General features: G+C 60.5%; 13 protein-coding genes. 9 read left to right on the top strand and 4 right to left on the bottom strand.

Features of this window, described 5'->3' with window-relative positions:
* Window positions 1-353: 353 nt before the first annotated feature.
* Complete coding sequence (locus MCB86_RS06635) at window positions 354-1760, bottom strand: PLP-dependent aminotransferase family protein (RefSeq protein ID WP_045162137.1); 1407 nt, start codon at window positions 1758-1760, stop codon at window positions 354-356.
* A 182-nt stretch (window positions 1761-1942) separates the two neighbouring features.
* Between MCB86_RS06635 and MCB86_RS06630 the strand changes: the two genes are divergently transcribed.
* The 5 genes from MCB86_RS06630 to MCB86_RS06610 all read left to right on the top strand — a co-directional run bounded on the left by MCB86_RS06630 (window position 1943) and on the right by MCB86_RS06610 (window position 9265).
* Window positions 1943-2989 (top strand): redoxin domain-containing protein, encoded by a 1047-nt coding sequence (locus tag MCB86_RS06630; RefSeq protein WP_239610379.1) that lies wholly within the window; start codon window positions 1943-1945, stop codon window positions 2987-2989.
* 81 nt (window positions 2990-3070) lie between these two features.
* Window positions 3071-5101 carry a thioredoxin family protein gene (locus MCB86_RS06625; protein WP_239610378.1) on the top strand — a complete coding sequence of 677 codons (2031 nt, stop codon included), beginning with the start codon at window positions 3071-3073 and terminating at the stop codon, window positions 5099-5101.
* Between the two features lie 31 nt (window positions 5102-5132).
* Window positions 5133-5762 (top strand): NAD(P)H-dependent oxidoreductase, encoded by a 630-nt coding sequence (locus MCB86_RS06620; RefSeq protein ID WP_239610377.1) that lies wholly within the window; start codon window positions 5133-5135, stop codon window positions 5760-5762.
* A gap of 465 nt (window positions 5763-6227) precedes the next feature.
* Entirely contained in the window at window positions 6228-8216 is a 1989-nt protein-coding gene (locus MCB86_RS06615; RefSeq protein ID WP_239610376.1) for a methyl-accepting chemotaxis protein, read from the top strand.
* Window positions 8217-8914: 698 nt separating this feature from the next.
* Window positions 8915-9265 carry a hypothetical protein gene (locus tag MCB86_RS06610; protein ID WP_239610375.1) on the top strand — a complete coding sequence of 117 codons (351 nt, stop codon included), beginning with the start codon at window positions 8915-8917 and terminating at the stop codon, window positions 9263-9265.
* 348 nt (window positions 9266-9613) lie between these two features.
* On the opposite strand, the gene MCB86_RS06605 is transcribed toward MCB86_RS06610, so the two are convergent.
* From MCB86_RS06605 to MCB86_RS06595, 3 genes are all read right to left on the bottom strand, one after another.
* Window positions 9614-10117, bottom strand: coding sequence for a ProQ/FinO family protein (locus MCB86_RS06605; RefSeq protein WP_045162130.1), 504 nt, complete (start codon window positions 10115-10117; stop codon window positions 9614-9616).
* Window positions 10118-10285: 168 nt separating this feature from the next.
* Window positions 10286-10429: a hypothetical protein gene (locus MCB86_RS06600; RefSeq protein WP_239610374.1), complete on the bottom strand. Its 144-nt coding sequence runs from the start codon at window positions 10427-10429 to the stop codon at window positions 10286-10288.
* 25 nt (window positions 10430-10454) lie between these two features.
* Window positions 10455-11828 (bottom strand): PLP-dependent aminotransferase family protein, encoded by a 1374-nt coding sequence (locus MCB86_RS06595; RefSeq protein WP_239610373.1) that lies wholly within the window; start codon window positions 11826-11828, stop codon window positions 10455-10457.
* A gap of 116 nt (window positions 11829-11944) precedes the next feature.
* Between MCB86_RS06595 and MCB86_RS06590 the strand changes: the two genes are divergently transcribed.
* The 4 genes from MCB86_RS06590 to MCB86_RS06575 all read left to right on the top strand — a co-directional run bounded on the left by MCB86_RS06590 (window position 11945) and on the right by MCB86_RS06575 (window position 16125).
* Window positions 11945-13228 (top strand): hydroxymethylglutaryl-CoA reductase, degradative, encoded by a 1284-nt coding sequence (locus MCB86_RS06590; protein WP_239610372.1) that lies wholly within the window; start codon window positions 11945-11947, stop codon window positions 13226-13228.
* Window positions 13228-14154 (top strand): hydroxymethylglutaryl-CoA lyase, encoded by a 927-nt coding sequence (locus tag MCB86_RS06585; protein WP_239610371.1) that lies wholly within the window; start codon window positions 13228-13230, stop codon window positions 14152-14154. The genes MCB86_RS06590 and MCB86_RS06585 overlap by 1 nt, the downstream gene beginning before the upstream one ends.
* A 109-nt stretch (window positions 14155-14263) precedes the next feature.
* The gene (locus tag MCB86_RS06580; RefSeq protein WP_239610370.1) at window positions 14264-14743 is read left to right on the top strand and encodes a hypothetical protein; all 480 of its coding nucleotides are present in this window, start codon (window positions 14264-14266) and stop codon (window positions 14741-14743) included.
* Window positions 14740-16125 carry a tripartite tricarboxylate transporter permease gene (locus MCB86_RS06575; protein ID WP_239610369.1) on the top strand — a complete coding sequence of 462 codons (1386 nt, stop codon included), beginning with the start codon at window positions 14740-14742 and terminating at the stop codon, window positions 16123-16125. The genes MCB86_RS06580 and MCB86_RS06575 overlap by 4 nt, the downstream gene beginning before the upstream one ends.
* Window positions 16126-16193 lie beyond the last annotated feature (68 nt).

Here is a 16193-nt window from a genome sequence, read left to right as displayed (position 1 = left end):
CACCGTCCATGAGAACCCTCATGAATGAAAATTCAATGACAGCCCAACCCATCGAGCAACGCACTGCATTTCAACGGGACCTGAGATGTGAGCGATAACGCTTCGGCCGACCAGACGCAGCATGAATCCCCTCGCGAACGGTGCGATGTGTTTCGTAACGACAGGGCCTCCTGATCCGCATCGGACGGCGATGCCCGGGCCGCCGCCTGACAGCCATACCGCCAGCAAGCCATCCAACGGTGCGGTGAGCTTCTGCAAGACCAATCGATACCGGCTTTCTTCCGAGCACCGCCGACCTGCGGTAATCAACCTGCAAACGGCCTGGTACCGTATTCTGGGCCGGGAATCCGCGCCTATATCAGTGATTCAGTGAGCTGAACCAGATGTCTGCAGCAATCCTCAATGCCTTCGGCTGGAACATTGGTCACGCCCAACAGCAATCCACTTTGGGCCTGTGCAGCATCGGCATACCAGATGGATAACGGTAACGGCGCAATCCCGAATGCCAACGCCTCCTGGCTGATGGCAACGTCGTCCGTGCCTCGAGGCAAGTGCAACAGCAAAGCAAGTCCGGCCATCGCTTCGCTCGTGCCTGGAACGTTCAAGGCACGCTGTAGAGCGGCCAACCGGGCGGCATAGGTGCGCTTCATTCTGCGCAGGTGGCGCAGGTAATGGCCCTTGCGCATGAACTCGGCGAGCGCCCATTGGCTGGCGATCGACGCCGCAGGTGCCAGCGCAGCCGCTGTGTCTGCGACCCGGTTTGCCAAGGATGCCGGAGCCACGACAAACCCTAGGCGCAAACCCGGGTTGATGGTTTTGCTGAAAGTGCCAATGTGAATGACCCGACCTGAACGATCCTGGGAGGCAAGAGCCGGGGCCGCTCGACCTGCGAGTTGCAGCTCGCTCAGGTAGTCATCTTCTATGATCCAGCTGCCATTCCTCTCAGCCCACTCCAGCAGGCGAAGGCGCCGTGCCAGCGACAACGTCACACCCAGAGGTGCCTGCTGCCCTGCGGTGACGACTGCCAACGCCGCGTTCGGCGCGTGTCGGATACCCTCTTCGACGTTCAAACCCTGTGCATCAACCCTGACGGGTACCGACTCGATCCCCGCCATGGAAAGCGCCGTTCGGGTCATTGGATAGCCGGGATCTTCCATCCATGCCGTCTGCCCTCGCAAACCGAGCGCATGCAGGATCAGCCCTAGGCCACCCGAGTAGCCCGAGGTGATGACGATCTGCTCTGGCGCACAGATGACGCCTCGCGCCACCGAAAGATAGGCGGCGATCTCGGTCCGCAAACCGGGCTCGCCGCGAGGGTCCGGGTAGCTGACCGGAGCCATTGCGGCCTGACGGGCCGCGCCCGCGGCAATGCGTGACCATACTTTGTAGGGAAAAACGTCCTGCGCGGGTATGCCAGCCTGGAACACCATGGGTGCGTTGCTGAATGGATGCTGGTAGAAGTCCGGTAATGGCGAGCGCAAACTGCTGGCGTCAATCGCCCGGACCGCAGGTAACGGCTGCGCGACAAAGGTACCCGCAGCGCCCCGGGAGACGATCAACTGATCGTCGATCAATCGCTCATAAGCCGCCCGCACGGTGCCACGGGCTACGCCTAGTTGAACACTGAGGTCCCGCCAGGATGGCAAGCGAGCACCCGCGTACAAATGCCCCTCGCCGATCGATCTGCCAATGGCTCCAACGATTTGCTCAACCAGGGAAAGCCCCGCCTCGCGGTTGAGTTCAATGCGCAAATCTTCCATGCATCCATCACCCGCTGGCGTTGACAAAAAGACGAAAGGAGGCCTGGCGTTCGAAAGCGGTACAGGCGCGCCGATGGTACAGCCAGATTTGCCGTTCATGGGCCTTTTTATTGAACCTTCAATCCATATGATGAAGCACTACAACGACCTATTTCATGCCCAACCCGGTCTAGGAGTTCCCCTTGCAATCACCGTCTTTCCTGTCATTCATCAAGCAGTTCGCGGCACTGCTCGTGCTCGGTTTCGTGTTCCACTCGGCTCACGCCGACGACAGTCTCGACGATGAGGGTGAGCGGCGGGCACGCACCGCCGGCGCTTCGCTGATCGGACATCCCGGGCCGGTTGCTGTGCTGGAAACCATCGATGGAAAAAAAATCGATCTGGCTGAGCTGTACGGTAACAAGCCGGTCTACCTGAAGTTCTGGGCCACATGGTGCGTGCCTTGCCGCCAGCAGATGCCCGGCTTCGAGCAATTGCAACAGACGATGGGCGACAAGGTGCAGGTCATCGCGGTAAACACCGGCTTCAGCGACGACATTGACTCGATCCGCGCATACCGCAAGGAGCATCAGTTGACCATGCCGATCGTGATCGATGACGGCAGCCTGGCGGCGGACCTCAACCTACGGGTAACCCCCCAGCATGTGGTGATCGGCCGGGATGGACTGATATCCCATATTGGTCACCTCGATGATCAGGCGCTGCACGCTGCGCTGGAGCGTGCCGTATCGGAGCAGACGGCCTCCGCCAGTCACTCGGAGGCCAACACAGCGCCCGAAACGCCGCAGTTCGGCGTGGGCGACACCGTGACCGACCTGAGCATCGAAACCCTCGACGGTGATCATGTGAAGCTGGGCAAGGGTGACAAACCACGTGCGCTGGTGTTCTTCGCCCCCTGGTGCGAGTCCTATCTCGAGGAAAGCCGGCCCGAGACGTCCCAGGCTTGCCTACGGGTACGCAAGGATGTGGACAACCTGATGGGCCAGAGCGACATGGAATGGCTGGGCGTTTCTTCAGGCCTGTGGGTCTCGGCCAGCGACCTGCAGGACTACAAGAACACCACACCGACCACTCTGCCGCTGGCGCTCGACGAGCAGGACGAGCTCTTTCGTGCCTTCGCCATTCGGGACATCCCGACGGTGGTACTCCTGGATGCGCAAGGCCGTGTCACCAGCATCCTCAAACCGCAGGACAGCAATCTCGTAGAGACCGTAAAAGCGCTGCCCTGACCCGTTGCGCCCCGCGGTTGCGGAAGGAGGCGCCATGATGCCTCCTCTCTTTGTTCACTCGATACCTTCGTCAGGAACCGCATGCCACTGCTATCGCTAAACAGGCTTCTGCTCTGCCTCTGCCTGTGCGCTTTCAATCTGCCTAGCCTGGCAGCCGAGATGCCTGGGCCGGACGATGTATTGATCGCCTCCTCGCTGATCGCTTCAACCGAGGCGCCTTCATCCGGGTCGACCACAACATTGGCGATCTTCATGGAACCCCAGGGCGAATGGCATGGCTACTGGAAGCAACCAGGCGATGTCGGTCTCCCCGCCAAGTTCACCTGGCATCTGCCGGACGGTGTAACGGTGGGCGATCCCGCTTATCCGCTGCCGCAAACGCTGCTGATCGAAGGTCTGATGAACCATGTCTACGAGCATCCCTATGCGTTGCTTGTAGACCTGTCTCTCGAAGACAACCTGCCAGACGGGACCGCATTGCCGATCCGTGTGGATATGCAATATCTGGCCTGTCGGTACGACGCCTGCGTCCCTGAGCGGGCCTCGCTGGGCATGACATTGCATGTCGGCGACGGTCATCAGTCGCCGGGCGTCGCAGCCCGTTTCGCCAGCTGGCGCCAGGCGCTGCCCAGGCCACTGGCCGCGCCGGCCAGTTATGACGTGGACGGCGATCGCCTAAGCCTTCGCGTGCCCCTTCCAGCCGGCGTCTCGATCCGGAATCCTCATCTGTTTTCAGCAACCAAGGGGGCGATCGACAACGCAGCTCCCCAACGCGTTGAGCGCCGCGGCGATGAACTGATTCTGGAAACCCGCGCGGGAGCTCAAGTACCCGATGCTTTCCAGGCCACGCTGAAACTGAGTGATGACCTGGGGCTGGATATACATGCGAAACGCGGCAGCCCGGCGAGCGCGCCCGACAGCGGCTTGAGCGTCATCCTGTTCGCGCTGGCCGGGGCGATTGCCGGCGGACTGTTGTTGAACTTGATGCCGTGCGTTTTCCCTATCCTGAGCCTCAAGGCCTTGAGCTTGGCGCGCTCTGGCATCAGCCCGGCTATAGCTCGTCGCGACGCCGTGGCCTACACCAGCGGTGTGGTGTTGGTGTGCGTCTTGCTCGGCGCCGTTCTACTCGCCCTGCGTGCTGCTGGCGCCCAGGTCGGCTGGGCCTTCCAACTGCAGAACGCTAGCGTGATTCTGACCCTGATGTTGCTTACCACCGCCATCGCCTTCAATCTGGCCGGGCTGTTCGAGCTGGCAGCGATCGATGCTGGAGCCAAGCTAACCAAGCAAAGCGGCGTCGGCGGTGCATTCTGGACCGGCGCGCTCGCGGCCTTCATCGCCACGCCTTGCTCCGGGCCGTTCATGGCAGCAGCCCTGGGCGCTGCGCTGGTTTTACCGACTGCCGCAGCCATGCTGGTATTCGCCGGGCTTGGTCTGGGAATCGCGTTACCCTTCTTGGCGCTGGGGTTCGTCCCCTCGCTACAACGACGCTTGCCCAGACCCGGCCCCTGGATGGGAACCTTGCGCCACGTCCTCGCGGTGCCAATGTTTCTCACCGCGCTCGCCCTCCTCTGGGTACTTAGCCATCAGGTGCCGGCCAATGCACTGGTCGCATCCCTGGGCTGCGCCATGCTGCTTGCACTCGGGCTCTGGCTGACTGGCCTCTGGCAGCAGAAACTGAAACGCAACGCCTGGTTACCCGCTGCTGTTGCATTGATCCTGTCGCTCGGCCTGGGCTGGAGTCTGGTAACAGGGCAAACCGCACCGGCTTCGGATGTGCAGCGGCACGTGTTCGACGAGAAGCAACTGGCCCAACTTCGTGCTGATAAGGTACCGGTGTTCCTTTACTTCACCGCTGACTGGTGCATCACCTGCAAGGCGAACGAGCAAGTCGCCATCGACCGTGACGCAACCGCACAGGCTTTTGCCGCTGCCGGGGTTGAAGTGATGCGTGGCGACTGGACCAATGGCGATCCCGTCATCACCGCATTTCTAGAACGCCACGGTCGCTCAGGCGTTCCGCTGTACCTGTGGTACGGAGCGGGTGAAGCCGAGCCACGACTACTGCCCCAGATCCTCAGACCGGATTCGCTGCCCGAACTGGTGCAACGGTAATTCTGGATATCGAAAGACCAAGGAGTCGCTCATGGAACAATTGCTCGTCATCAACACCAGCCCGCAGCGCAGTGCGTCGTACAGTCGGCAAATGACAGAACGCTTTGTGCGTTCTTGGCGCCTTCGATACCCGAGCGGCGAAATCGTCTACCGCGAGCTGGGCAACCAGCCAATTCCACATGTGGATGAGCGCTGGGTCCAGGCCGCTTTCACACCGCCCGAGGGCCGGGACTCTCAACAGAAAGACATCTTGGCGCTCAGCGACGAACTGGTGAGCGAGCTGAAGCAAGCCACCCAGATCGTGATCGGCTGCCCCATGCACAACCTGTCGGTGCCCAGTACGCTGAAAGCCTATATTGATCAGATTATTCGTATGGGAATCACTACCCGCCTGGTGCCCGGCACACCCGGCAGCCCCTACGCAGGTCTATTGCTCGACAAGAAAGCGTATCTGCTGCTCGTGCGAGGCGGCCATGGGTACGGTGAAGGGGGAGCTTACATACACATGAATTTCCAGGAGCCCTACCTTACTGCAGTGTTGGGCATGCTGGGCATCCACGATGTGGCAACGGTCAGTCTGGAATACACGGCCATCGGCGGTGATCAACTCGATGAAGCCGTCAAGCGGGCCAGTTCACGTATCGATGCACTGTTGGGTTAAGCGACGACGGCACCGGTCTGGTCTGTGATACCCGACCAGAACCACCTGCCGCCGCGTCTCCAAGCCAACAACGAGAGCGGGCATCCGCGACTGCTCGACCGGTACGGCAAGCGGCCTAGAAAACCGGTGACTGTCTTGCTTCCCTGTTGACACTCTAAGGCTCCTATGCACCCTTGAATGCGGTCTGTGGCGCTTCACGACCGCGAGCGAATATGCGTTCGTCCATTAGCGACTGGACGCTTCAGGGAAGCATGCTCAGCTTCCATTGTCGACCATAAGCCCACCCCCCGGCCCTGTGAATCAGTGACGCCCTGGACTTCGGCACAAGCGCATCGGTCGCTGGGCGTATCGAGCACCGAACCACAATGACCGCCAGTCGCCCTTTTCTTAACTAATCGGTCAACTAGCCGATAGGGAGCCATCGCCACGCCCGGGTCGGGCCGGCTGTCTACAGGTTCAGGATCCATGCGTACCATTAAAGCTCGCTACACAACCGCCTTCATCGGCTTCGTTCTCTTGGTCATGCTGCTCACGATGCTGGGCGTCAAGCGCTTCGTTACCCCGCAACTCATGGCTGCGGGCGAAACCATCGTCATGTCCCAGGTCACTGAGATTGGCGAGCACATCGCGATGGAACTGGCGCGAGTCGAGGCGCAAGCACGCAGCATCACCCAGACGGTGCCGATGCTCGACAGTGACGGGATCGATCGGGTCCTGCCCGGCCTTGTCGACCAGTACGGTGATATCAAGGTCTTCGGCGGCGGCATCTGGCCGCTCCCAGAGGTCCGCACGCCAGGCCGCGCAAAGCACAGCACCTTCTACCACCGGGACGCGTCGGGGAAGCTTATCGTCAATACCCACTGGAACTCGCCAGAGTCGCGTAACTACTTCGAGGAGCCATGGCACCGGGCCGGCATGCAGGCACCTCGCGGCAAATGCGTCTGGGCAGCCGCGTACCAGGACGACGCCAGTGCGGAGCCACGTACCAATTGCGCCATGACCATCTATAAGGACGGCTCCCCCTGGGGCGTGTCGACGATCGATCTCACCCTTGGCTTCTTCAACCGCTTGGTTGCAGAAAAGCAGGATGAGATCGAAGGCGAAGTCATGATCGTCGAAGCCGATGGCAAGATCCTCAGCAACCAGCCGCAGCTGGGCTCGGACATGGTGCTGCGCAACGTTTCCGACATGGCCAGCCAGTCGCCCTTCATCGCGACCGTACAGAAGGCGCTCGCCAGTCCGCCGCAACCGCTACGACGGGAGGTATTCACGAACAAGACCGGAGAAGAATTCACTTTCTTCATGGCACCTGTCGATGGTACGCCGTGGTTCCTCGCCGCCGCCCTACCGACCGCCAAGCTCGAGGCACGAAGCGATGCGATGCTCAGGACGCTTGCATCCCTGCAAATTCCAATGGTGCTCGTCCTGCTAGTCCTCATGCTTGTTGCGATCAACCAGCTCATGAAGCGACTTGGCGTTCTAAGGACAAACATCGATTCCTTGTCCGCGGGCGACGCCGACCTGACCAAGCGTATCGATATCAAGGGTGAAGACGAGGTCGACCAGGTCGGACGCTCCGTCAATGGATTCATCGGCTACCTGCAGAAGATGATGATCGACGTAAGTGACGCCACCACCCAGATCCAGTCCGAGATCGCGCAACTCAAGCAGCTGTCACGTTCTACCAACGATGCGCTTGCCCGGCATGCCTCGGAAACGGACCAAGCCGTTACGGCGATCAACGAAATGAGCTCGACTGCCGAGTCGGTTGCTCACAGCGCCAGCGACACGGCGACCTTCACCAAAACGGCCAACCACAACGCGATCTCATCCAAGCTGGTGGTTGACGATGCATCCAGCAGCGTGCGCTCGTTGGTCAGCGAAGTGGAAAGCGCGACGGCCAAGGTCCAGGCGATGCAGGCCGACGCCCAGCGCATCAACGATGTACTGGGCGTCATTGGTGACATCGCCGGACAAACCAATCTACTCGCACTCAATGCCGCGATCGAAGCGGCACGAGCCGGCGAGCAGGGCCGTGGTTTTGCAGTCGTCGCCGACGAAGTCCGCGCACTCGCCGCACGTACCCAACAGAGCACGTCCGAAATCAATGAAACGCTCCAACGCCTGAAAGAAGCTGTGGGCTCTGCCGTGCAGGCCATGGAACAAACCAAGGTCAGTTGCCAGGCGACAGCCGACAAGACCGCTCAGGTCACTGTCGGGCTGGACGAGATGGCCAGCTCGGTCGTTCACATCAACGACCTCAGTACTCAGATCGCGACAGCCGCCGAAGAGCAAAGCGCCGTGGCCGAGGAGATCAACCGGAACATGGTCGCTGTGCGCCACGTGGTTGAAGAGCTGGTCGAAAGCGGCGTGAGCGTCGACCGAAGCACAGAGTCCCTACTTGGCACCAATGCCCGCCTAACGGCCTTGGTGAATCGCTTCAGGGTTCGCTAACGTTCGAGCTGATGAGAATGGCCCCGACAGGGGCCGTTCCACTGCAACACACCTCCGCAAGCTCTACCGACGTTGCACTGCGTCCTGCCTGTGCAAGCTACACTGCTGTCGGTAGCCGGGGCTGTCGAGCATAGTGGAGCACCTCTTCGAACATTGCTCATTCGATTTCTCGCCATGCCGCCAAGGCAACTGGTCGCGCAACAGCCCGGAGCTTGGGCGGCCAGCGGCTCCCCCGACTGAGACGCGGCCAATGTGGTACACCAGATTAACCGGCTGGCCGAACAGTTGGTGGGGCGACGGGTTTAGGGGGCGGCGTTCTGCTGTTGTCCTACATAGAAGTGGCCACAAGCCCGCTGACGGTTATGGCCCGAGACAATAACCGCAACGCAACGATCCTGGGCGCCTTCGCTCCAGCCGTGGTTCCATATTCGTGGGGCTCCTAAGCACCCAGCATGAGCGCGACAGAGCGATCAGGGCTGTGACCGTAACGTCGAACTGCGTCGCCTAATGGTCGCTCTGGTCAATCTAGAGCACTGCTTTACGCCCCGAGTAAGCGTCTAACCGCATTATCGATCACCAGGTCCTGAAACACCGCGCCATATCGCTACAACAAGCTAATATGTCGTCCCGGCTCCAGATCAGCGAGCCCTGGAGCGGTTATCAATGTCACCACCGCTCTGCGACTAACGAGACACAGGATGTTTTACGTACATGAAACCACAGACGAAGGCCAGGCCGACTATCTGAACTCAGCACTTCGACGTTACGGAGTCGATTCATTCGTAGCGCCAATAGGGCCTAATGCGGAAGGTCGGAACGTCTACGGTATTGCCTGCCCGCTTGCCTCTGAAGCTGAACAAGCGAGGTATCTGCTCTACAGCAACCGAGCATTCATCGGCGATCTGCATCCTGATGCCGCGTCCGAGATCAGTGAGAAGCGTGCGAGGAAAAACGCGGCATTCGTTAGGCTGATCACATCCAACCGTATGCTGAAGGCCTCCGGACTGATGCTGTTGATCGTGCTCGGTGGCTATCTGCTAGGTCTTTAAGCGTGTCCACTTAGAAATATTGTCTGCTCAGAGCGACGGTCATCAATACCGAGTGACACGATCTAGAAGCACCTGAGCTGAGCCCTCGCCAACCTGGGCTCACGAGCGCACTCGTACTGCTGCCCCAAGCAGCTAAGCGCCATGGAACTGGCATGAACTGGACAGCGCGATAAGCGAGTTTAAGAAGCGCAGCGTGACCGAAGGGGAAGCCGACGCCAGGGCTTAGCCCCCTTATCGGTAGTAACGAGCTAGCCGGGCTTCAGTTCCCTCGAGTCGCCTAATCATTCCTCTTATTACATGCTGCCAGTGCTGGGCTGATCGGGCGTCTCGGTGCCGGACGCAATTGATTTAATCCGCAGTCTTTTGCGCAATAGTATCGGCTGCAGGGAGAGGTTCTTTCACCTTTGACTGAGTGCGTCGCGCTTGTCCGCGTTGCCGCTTAGCCTGCTGCTTCGCGTGTAGCGCTTGAGCGGCTGTCACCGAGCCAACCGCCTGGCCGTTCAAGTCGAGACGCGGAGCATTCTCAATCATGCTTGCCCAATATCGGCTCCCCCTGCACCAGGTCGCGATGCCCAACTTGAGTTGTTCGCTGGATATTCCGAGCAGCTCCAAGTGTTGCTCGGCATCTTTGAGAATGCCCTCTTTGAGCGGGACCTTGGGGGCCGGGTTGACCGGGAAGGCCAACGGAAAATGCTTCTGCAATCGCCATATTGCTTCCACCGCAGGATCTTGCTCACGAGGCTTCGTTTGCAAGGCCGGCTCCCGCTTGCGCTGCTTCGTACTTTCAGTCTTCACCTGCTGCTTTTCAGCCCGCAGGCGGTCCCGTAGCTCAGCTAGTTGCTCAAAACCCATCGTTCAGCTCGCCGCTTCATGGTTGTCGTGACGCAAGATTATCCCATGCAGCCATTCGAAGCAGCCTCGTCAGGCGGCAACACGATCAAGCAATTGATTACGGCACACCGGCCGGTCGGTAACTGGCCGGCCGCAAGCGGCGGCGTTATGTGACCTTCTGCACCACTGTCATGTCTGGCACAGCAATACCACAGAGGGCTCCGCCTGCCTGGCGTGCAGGATCAGACACTCTCCCTTCCGATCGAGCGTGAGCCCGGTCAGGCACAGCTCCAGTTGATCTGTCACAGCGGCAACCGCTTCGTCAAAGGTCACGGACGTCTCCCGTTATCAAGACTGGTTAGGTCTGCAAGCTGTTGCGGAATGCCGGATCGTCCAGGTAGGCCACATTCAGACGCGTCCAGGGTACCGGGACGTTGCGGTTCACGGCAAAGATCGACCCTGGCGCCAACATTACGCCTTTGGTTAGGCAGTGCCGGGTCAATTCGTTCGTATTCTCAATGCCGGGAAAGCGGGCCCAGAGGTACAGGCTTTGCTCCGGCCGGCAGAAGACCTCGGCGCCCAGCCCGTCGAGAATTTCCAAGCCGCGCTGCGTGGCCTCGTGCAGTCGATTCTGCAGACGCGCCAGATGTCTCAGAAAGTGCCCTTCTCCCAGGATCACTTCAATGGTGCGCTCGCTGTATTCAGCGCCGCTGTTGTGCAGGAGCATTTTGAGATCTGCCAGTTCCTCGATGCGCTGCTTGCTGCCGGCGATGAAGCCGACGCGCAGCGCCGCCGAGATCGATTTGGAAAAGCTGCCCAAATACAGCGTGCGGTTCAACTGATCCAGGGCCGATAGCTTGACTGCCGAGCTGGGTTTGAAGTCGGCCATGGCATCGTTTTCGACAATCAGCAGGTCATGCACCTCCGCCATTTGCAGCAGTCGATGGGCCTTGGCGGGTGACAGGTCCGAGCCGGTGGGGTTGTGGCCAACCGACTGTATGAAGAACAACTTGGGCTTGTGCCTCTTGAGGATGCGCGTCAGCGCGTCGAGGTCCGGCCCATCGGCATGGCGCGGTACGCCTAGCATGCGCGCGCCTTGCAGCTGCAGCTTGCCGAACAGGGGGTAGTATCCCGGATCCTCGACCAGCACCACGTCACGCGGCGCAACGTAACGACGGATGATCAGGTCCATGGCGTGGTTGGCACCCAGGGTCGTCACGACCTGCCTGGGTGAAACGGCTATGGCGTAATCCGCCAGTTTCTGGATCAGCCGGTGGCGAAGCGCCGGATTGCCCAGACGGGTGCCGTAGCGAAACAGGGTGGTGACCCCGCCCCGAACGACCTGGCGGTGAAACTTGTCCAGGCGCATGTCCATCAGCCATTCCACGGGCGGGAAGCCTTCGCCCAGATGCGAATGACCCGGCTCGCGGACGAACTGTTGGCGCATCATCCAGATGGTGTCCAGGGCACGCGTATAGGGCTCTGACTCCTCGTCCTCCAAGCCGATCGATGGGACGACATCGCATACGAAGAATCCACTGCCGTGACGGCCCTCGACCAGACCCTGCGCGGCCAGGTGCTCATACGCGGTGATCACGGTGTTTTTTGACAGCCGATGCAGGCGCATGTACTCGCGTAGCGACGGCAACTTGTCGCCGGCCTTGAAGGCACCGTCTGCGATTTGCCGTGCGATGGCATTGGCAACCTTTTGGGCAAGCGTCTGACGGGCCATGGCGAACTCTGGTTAATGAAGGTCAACTGTCTCTCGAAACTGTACCTTCTTTCAAGGTTACAGATGGGGATAACGTTGGTTCATCCAATAACAACCGACTCCCCAGGAGCGCCCCGATGTCCATCGATTCCCGCTTGCCCAATTTCCGAAACCTCACGCCCGCCGACCGCCTTACACATATCCAGCAATTGCTTTCCCTGTCCGACGCGGACGCCGCTCTGCTGCGTGGTTCCGGGGCGCTGCCCCTGGAGATTGCCGAGGGCATGATCGAAAACGTCGTGGGTACGTTCGAGTTGCCCTACGCGATTGCCGGCAACTTTCAAATCAACGGGCGTGACGTTTTGATTCCTCTGGTGGTCGAGGAGCCGTCCATCGTTGCTGCCGCGTCGTTCATGGCCAAGTTGGCCCGGCCGACCGGAGGTTTCGTTACCTCCAGCAGCGCGCCATTGATGCGTGCCCAGGTTCAGATCGTAGGCGTGAATGATCCCTATAACGCCCGCCTCAGCCTGCTGCGCAACAAGGACGAAATCATTGCACTGGCCAACAGCAAGGATCAGTTGCTGAACAAGCTGGGCGGCGGATGTCGCGATATAGAGGTGCATACCTTCATCGACAGCCCGCGCGGGCCAATGTTGGTCGCGCACCTGATCGTCGATGTCCGTGATGCGATGGGTGCCAATACGGTCAACACCATGGCTGAAGCCGTCGCCCCGCTGATCGAGCAGCTCACCGGCGGCAAGGTTCGGTTGCGCATCTTGTCGAACCTGGCCGATTTGCGCCTCGCCCGCGCCCAGGTGCGGATCGCGCCCGAACAGCTGGATACGGCCGACTACAAGGGCGTGGATGTCATAGAAGGCATCATTGATGCTTACACCTTCGCTGCCATCGACCCCTACAGGGCCGCGACCCACAACAAGGGCATCATGAACGGCATCGATCCGTTGGTGGTGGCCACCGGTAACGACTGGCGCGCAGTCGAAGCCGGCGCACACGCCTATGCCTGCCGCAACGGCCACTACGGTTCGCTGACCACCTGGGAGAAGAACGGTAACGGCGATCTAGTTGGTACCATCGAAATGCCCATGCCGCTGGGCCTGGTTGGTGGGGCGACCAAAACCCATCCACTGGCGCAGCTTTCCCTGCGCATCCTTGGCGTAAAAACGGCTCAGGACCTGGCGGAGATCGCGGTCGCCGTAGGCCTGGCGCAGAACCTGGGCGCATTGCGCGCGCTGTCCACCGAAGGGATTCAGCGGGGCCACATGGCGCTGCACGCGCGCAATATTGCGCTGTCAGCTGGTGCGCGTGGTGAAGAGGTCGACTGGGTCGTCATGCGCATGGTCGAGACCCGCGACGTACGTGCCGATCGCGCCGAAGCGCTGCTGGTCGAGAAGCGCGGCTAATGACTGCCAACGCGGTCAGGCTGGTCGAGGTTGGCCCACGCGACGGCTTACAGAACGAGCCGCGCGTACTGCCTACCGAGACGCGCATCCAGCTTATCGAGCGCCTGGTCGCCGCTGGCCTGCGCCACCTGGAGGTCGGCGCATTCGTCTCGCCTCGGTGGGTCCCGCAGATGGCAGGCTCCGACGAGGTGATGCGCTGCCTCGCACCTTTGCCCGGCGTGACCTACAGCACCCTGGTTCCCAATGAACGAGGCCTGAATGCGGCACTGGCGAGCGGCTGCCGCGAGGTAGCCGTATTTGCGGCAGCTTCTGAAGACTTCTCGCAACGAAACATAAACTGCTCCATTGCCGAGAGCCTCGAACGGTTTGAGCCGGTGCTCAGCAAAGCACGGGAAGCAGGCGTCGCGGTCCGCGGTTATGTCTCCTGCGCGCTGGGCTGCCCCCTAAGTGGCGATGTTGCGCTCGCCGATGTGGTTCGGATCAGCACCGAGCTCTATAGGATGGGTTGTTATGAGATCAGCCTCGGCGACACCGTCGGTACCGGCACGCCGAAAAAGACGAAGGACTTGATCGAAGCCTGCGCCAGCGAGATACCGGTAACGGCGCTGGCCGGCCATTTTCACGACACCTACGGCATGGCGGTCGCCAACCTGCACGCCGCGCTCGAAGCAGGAGTTCGTGTCTTCGACAGCTCCGTTTCCGGCCTTGGCGGCTGCCCCTATTCGCCAGGCGCAACCGGCAATGTCGCAACGGAAGACGTTGTCTACCTGCTCGGCGAACTGGGGCTGCAAACTGGCATAAAACTCGAGGCGTTGGTGGACACGGGGCGCTTCATCGACCTGCAGTTGGGTCGCGCCACCGCTTCGCGTACGGCTCGTGCCGTCATTGCCAGACGGGGGCGAACCGGCGAGCGCATACCGAACTGACGCCTTTTTTCTCGATAACAACAAGAGCCCATCAGGGCAGGAGAAACATCATGGACTACCAACCGAGCAAATCCCGTGTTCCCGCGCCGCCAGGCAGGAGGCACCGGCCATGAAGAAGCCTGAGCTCTACGAGGTCTGGGGAGACACCGTCAATGGCAGCCACCTGGTCATCTCAATCATAATCGGCGCCTGCGTCAGTCTAGGCACCTTCTACCTCGCGCAGCATCTGCTCGTCGGGTTCGTCGAATCGACTCAGATGGCCCGGGCCTATGCAATGCTCACCGGCATTTTGGGCTGCCTTGCCGGAGGTGTGATCTGCGCCATGCTGTTCAGACCCAAGCGCGACGTCGTCGAGGGCACGGTCGACCCCACGTTCCGTGAGGCGGTACTTGTCGAGCTCACGGCTGAGCATGGCACGCTCGGAAAGCTCGACGATCTGCCTGCAGAAGTTGTAGCTGAGCTTCGAGAACTGGCTCTGTATGACCTATTCCGCGACGCCGAGATTACCGAGACCCGAAGAACTTCAGATCCATCTACTGCCACTGATGTGGGTGCGACTCGAGCCTCCTTGAGCGGAGGACATGCATGATGGAAGCCTTACTCGATCAGATACTCGTGGCCTTTGGCATGGGGCTTATCGGTGCTGTCGTGTTTGCTGGGATCGGCCTGATCTCCGGTAGCGACGAAACCACTACACTGGCGCCACTGACGCTGCTGGTGGTCCTGCTTGGCGTTCCGCCCGAAGGCGTGTTCACCTTCTTCCTGGCCGGCGCCGTGGCCAAGCATATGACCCATGCCGTTCCAACCGCCCTGCTCGGCATTCCGGGCGACACCATGGCGACGCCCTTGATGGCCGAAGCCAACTATCTGCGAAAACTGGGCGTTCCCCACATCGCGCTTCGCAAGATGATCTCCGGTGGTGCCGTCGCAGCGCTTGTTGCCGTGCCGTTGTCGGTGCTGTTTGCGCTTTTGCTTGCACCATTCGGCGACGTCATCAAGGAGTTCGCGCCATGGGTATTTTTGTGCGCCGCGCTCCTGATTGCGTACTTCTCGGCGGGTCGCTGGGCCTCGGTATTGACCCTGGTGCCCTTCGTTCTGGTAATCGTCGCGCTACAGAGCCTGACCGCGCAGCATGGCGTGAAGCTGGGCGTCAGCTACTTCCTTGGCATTGCCATTGGACCGCTTATCGCGTCGCTGTTCGCACTCACGTCCCCCGGTGAACGGATCCGGATGCAGCGCGAAAATGTCCGCGTGTTTTCGCTGTCGCCCGACGTAAAAAGCTGGGGTGGCTACTTTCCCAACCCGCTTAAGGTTCTGGACAAGCGCCAGACGCACATGACCCTGGCGACCGCAGCTGTATCGAGCGCGACCTTCGTGTTCAGCCCGGTGGCGATGACTGTGATTCTGGGTGAGGTGGTCGGTGCGCGGATCAAGCACGCCTATCACCGTCTGACGACCGTTATTACAGCGCGCAACGGTGTCACCGAGGCGACATACATCGCCGAGGCGTTGATCCCGTTGATCGCTTTTGGCCTGCCTTTGAGTCCGGTTGCCGCGGGTCCAGCGGCCCCGTTGTTCAATGCACCGCCACGCTTTTCCGTCGACAGCGCGACCGGCGAAATCAACAACCTGCACACCTTGTTGAGCACGTGGGAGTTTTTCGGCTACGGCATGCTGGCTGTGATCACCGCCATTTTGGTCGCTTATCCGTTCGCGATGAATTTCGCGCACCGTGCAGCATCCTTTGTATCCCGTAAGGTGAGCCACGAGGCGGTTATTGCGACTTTCGTTGGGCTGATCCTAGTGATCGGCATCTGGGAAGGCGGATTACTCGGTCTGATGGTGATCCTCACCGTGGGGCTGCTCGGGGGGTTCCTTTCACGCTTCCTGGGTTTCACCGTGGGCGTGCAGTTCATGGGTTTCTACACTGCCGTGCTCACCGTCCCAGCCCTCCTTGCACTGGGGGGATGACAAGCCGCACACGCTGGACATGAAAAACCACCCACCTGGGTGGCTGTTTGGACGGGCGTTCGGCCCGT

Origin of the sequence: Pseudomonas sp. KSR10, from assembly GCF_022355455.1 — a bacterium.
Lineage (GTDB): Bacteria > Pseudomonadota > Gammaproteobacteria > Pseudomonadales > Pseudomonadaceae > Stutzerimonas > Stutzerimonas stutzeri_E.
This window is presented reverse-complemented; position numbering and strand designations above follow the sequence as displayed.

Bases quoted from the DNA above. Each gene is read 5' to 3' on its own strand.
- MCB86_RS06635 (WP_045162137.1), bottom strand. From the start codon at position 1,760: ATGGAAGATTTGCGCATTGAACTCAACCGCGAGGCGGGGCTTTCCCTG.
- MCB86_RS06625 (WP_239610378.1), top strand. From the start codon at position 3,071: ATGCCACTGCTATCGCTAAACAGGCTTCTGCTCTGCCTCTGCCTGTGC.
- MCB86_RS06620 (WP_239610377.1), top strand. From the start codon at position 5,133: ATGGAACAATTGCTCGTCATCAACACCAGCCCGCAGCGCAGTGCGTCG.
- MCB86_RS06615 (WP_239610376.1), top strand. From the start codon at position 6,228: ATGCGTACCATTAAAGCTCGCTACACAACCGCCTTCATCGGCTTCGTT.
- MCB86_RS06610 (WP_239610375.1), top strand. From the start codon at position 8,915: ATGTTTTACGTACATGAAACCACAGACGAAGGCCAGGCCGACTATCTG.
- MCB86_RS06605 (WP_045162130.1), bottom strand. From the start codon at position 10,117: ATGGGTTTTGAGCAACTAGCTGAGCTACGGGACCGCCTGCGGGCTGAA.
- MCB86_RS06595 (WP_239610373.1), bottom strand. From the start codon at position 11,828: ATGGCCCGTCAGACGCTTGCCCAAAAGGTTGCCAATGCCATCGCACGG.
- MCB86_RS06590 (WP_239610372.1), top strand. From the start codon at position 11,945: ATGTCCATCGATTCCCGCTTGCCCAATTTCCGAAACCTCACGCCCGCC.
- MCB86_RS06585 (WP_239610371.1), top strand. From the start codon at position 13,228: ATGACTGCCAACGCGGTCAGGCTGGTCGAGGTTGGCCCACGCGACGGC.
- MCB86_RS06580 (WP_239610370.1), top strand. From the start codon at position 14,264: ATGAAGAAGCCTGAGCTCTACGAGGTCTGGGGAGACACCGTCAATGGC.
- MCB86_RS06575 (WP_239610369.1), top strand. From the start codon at position 14,740: ATGATGGAAGCCTTACTCGATCAGATACTCGTGGCCTTTGGCATGGGG.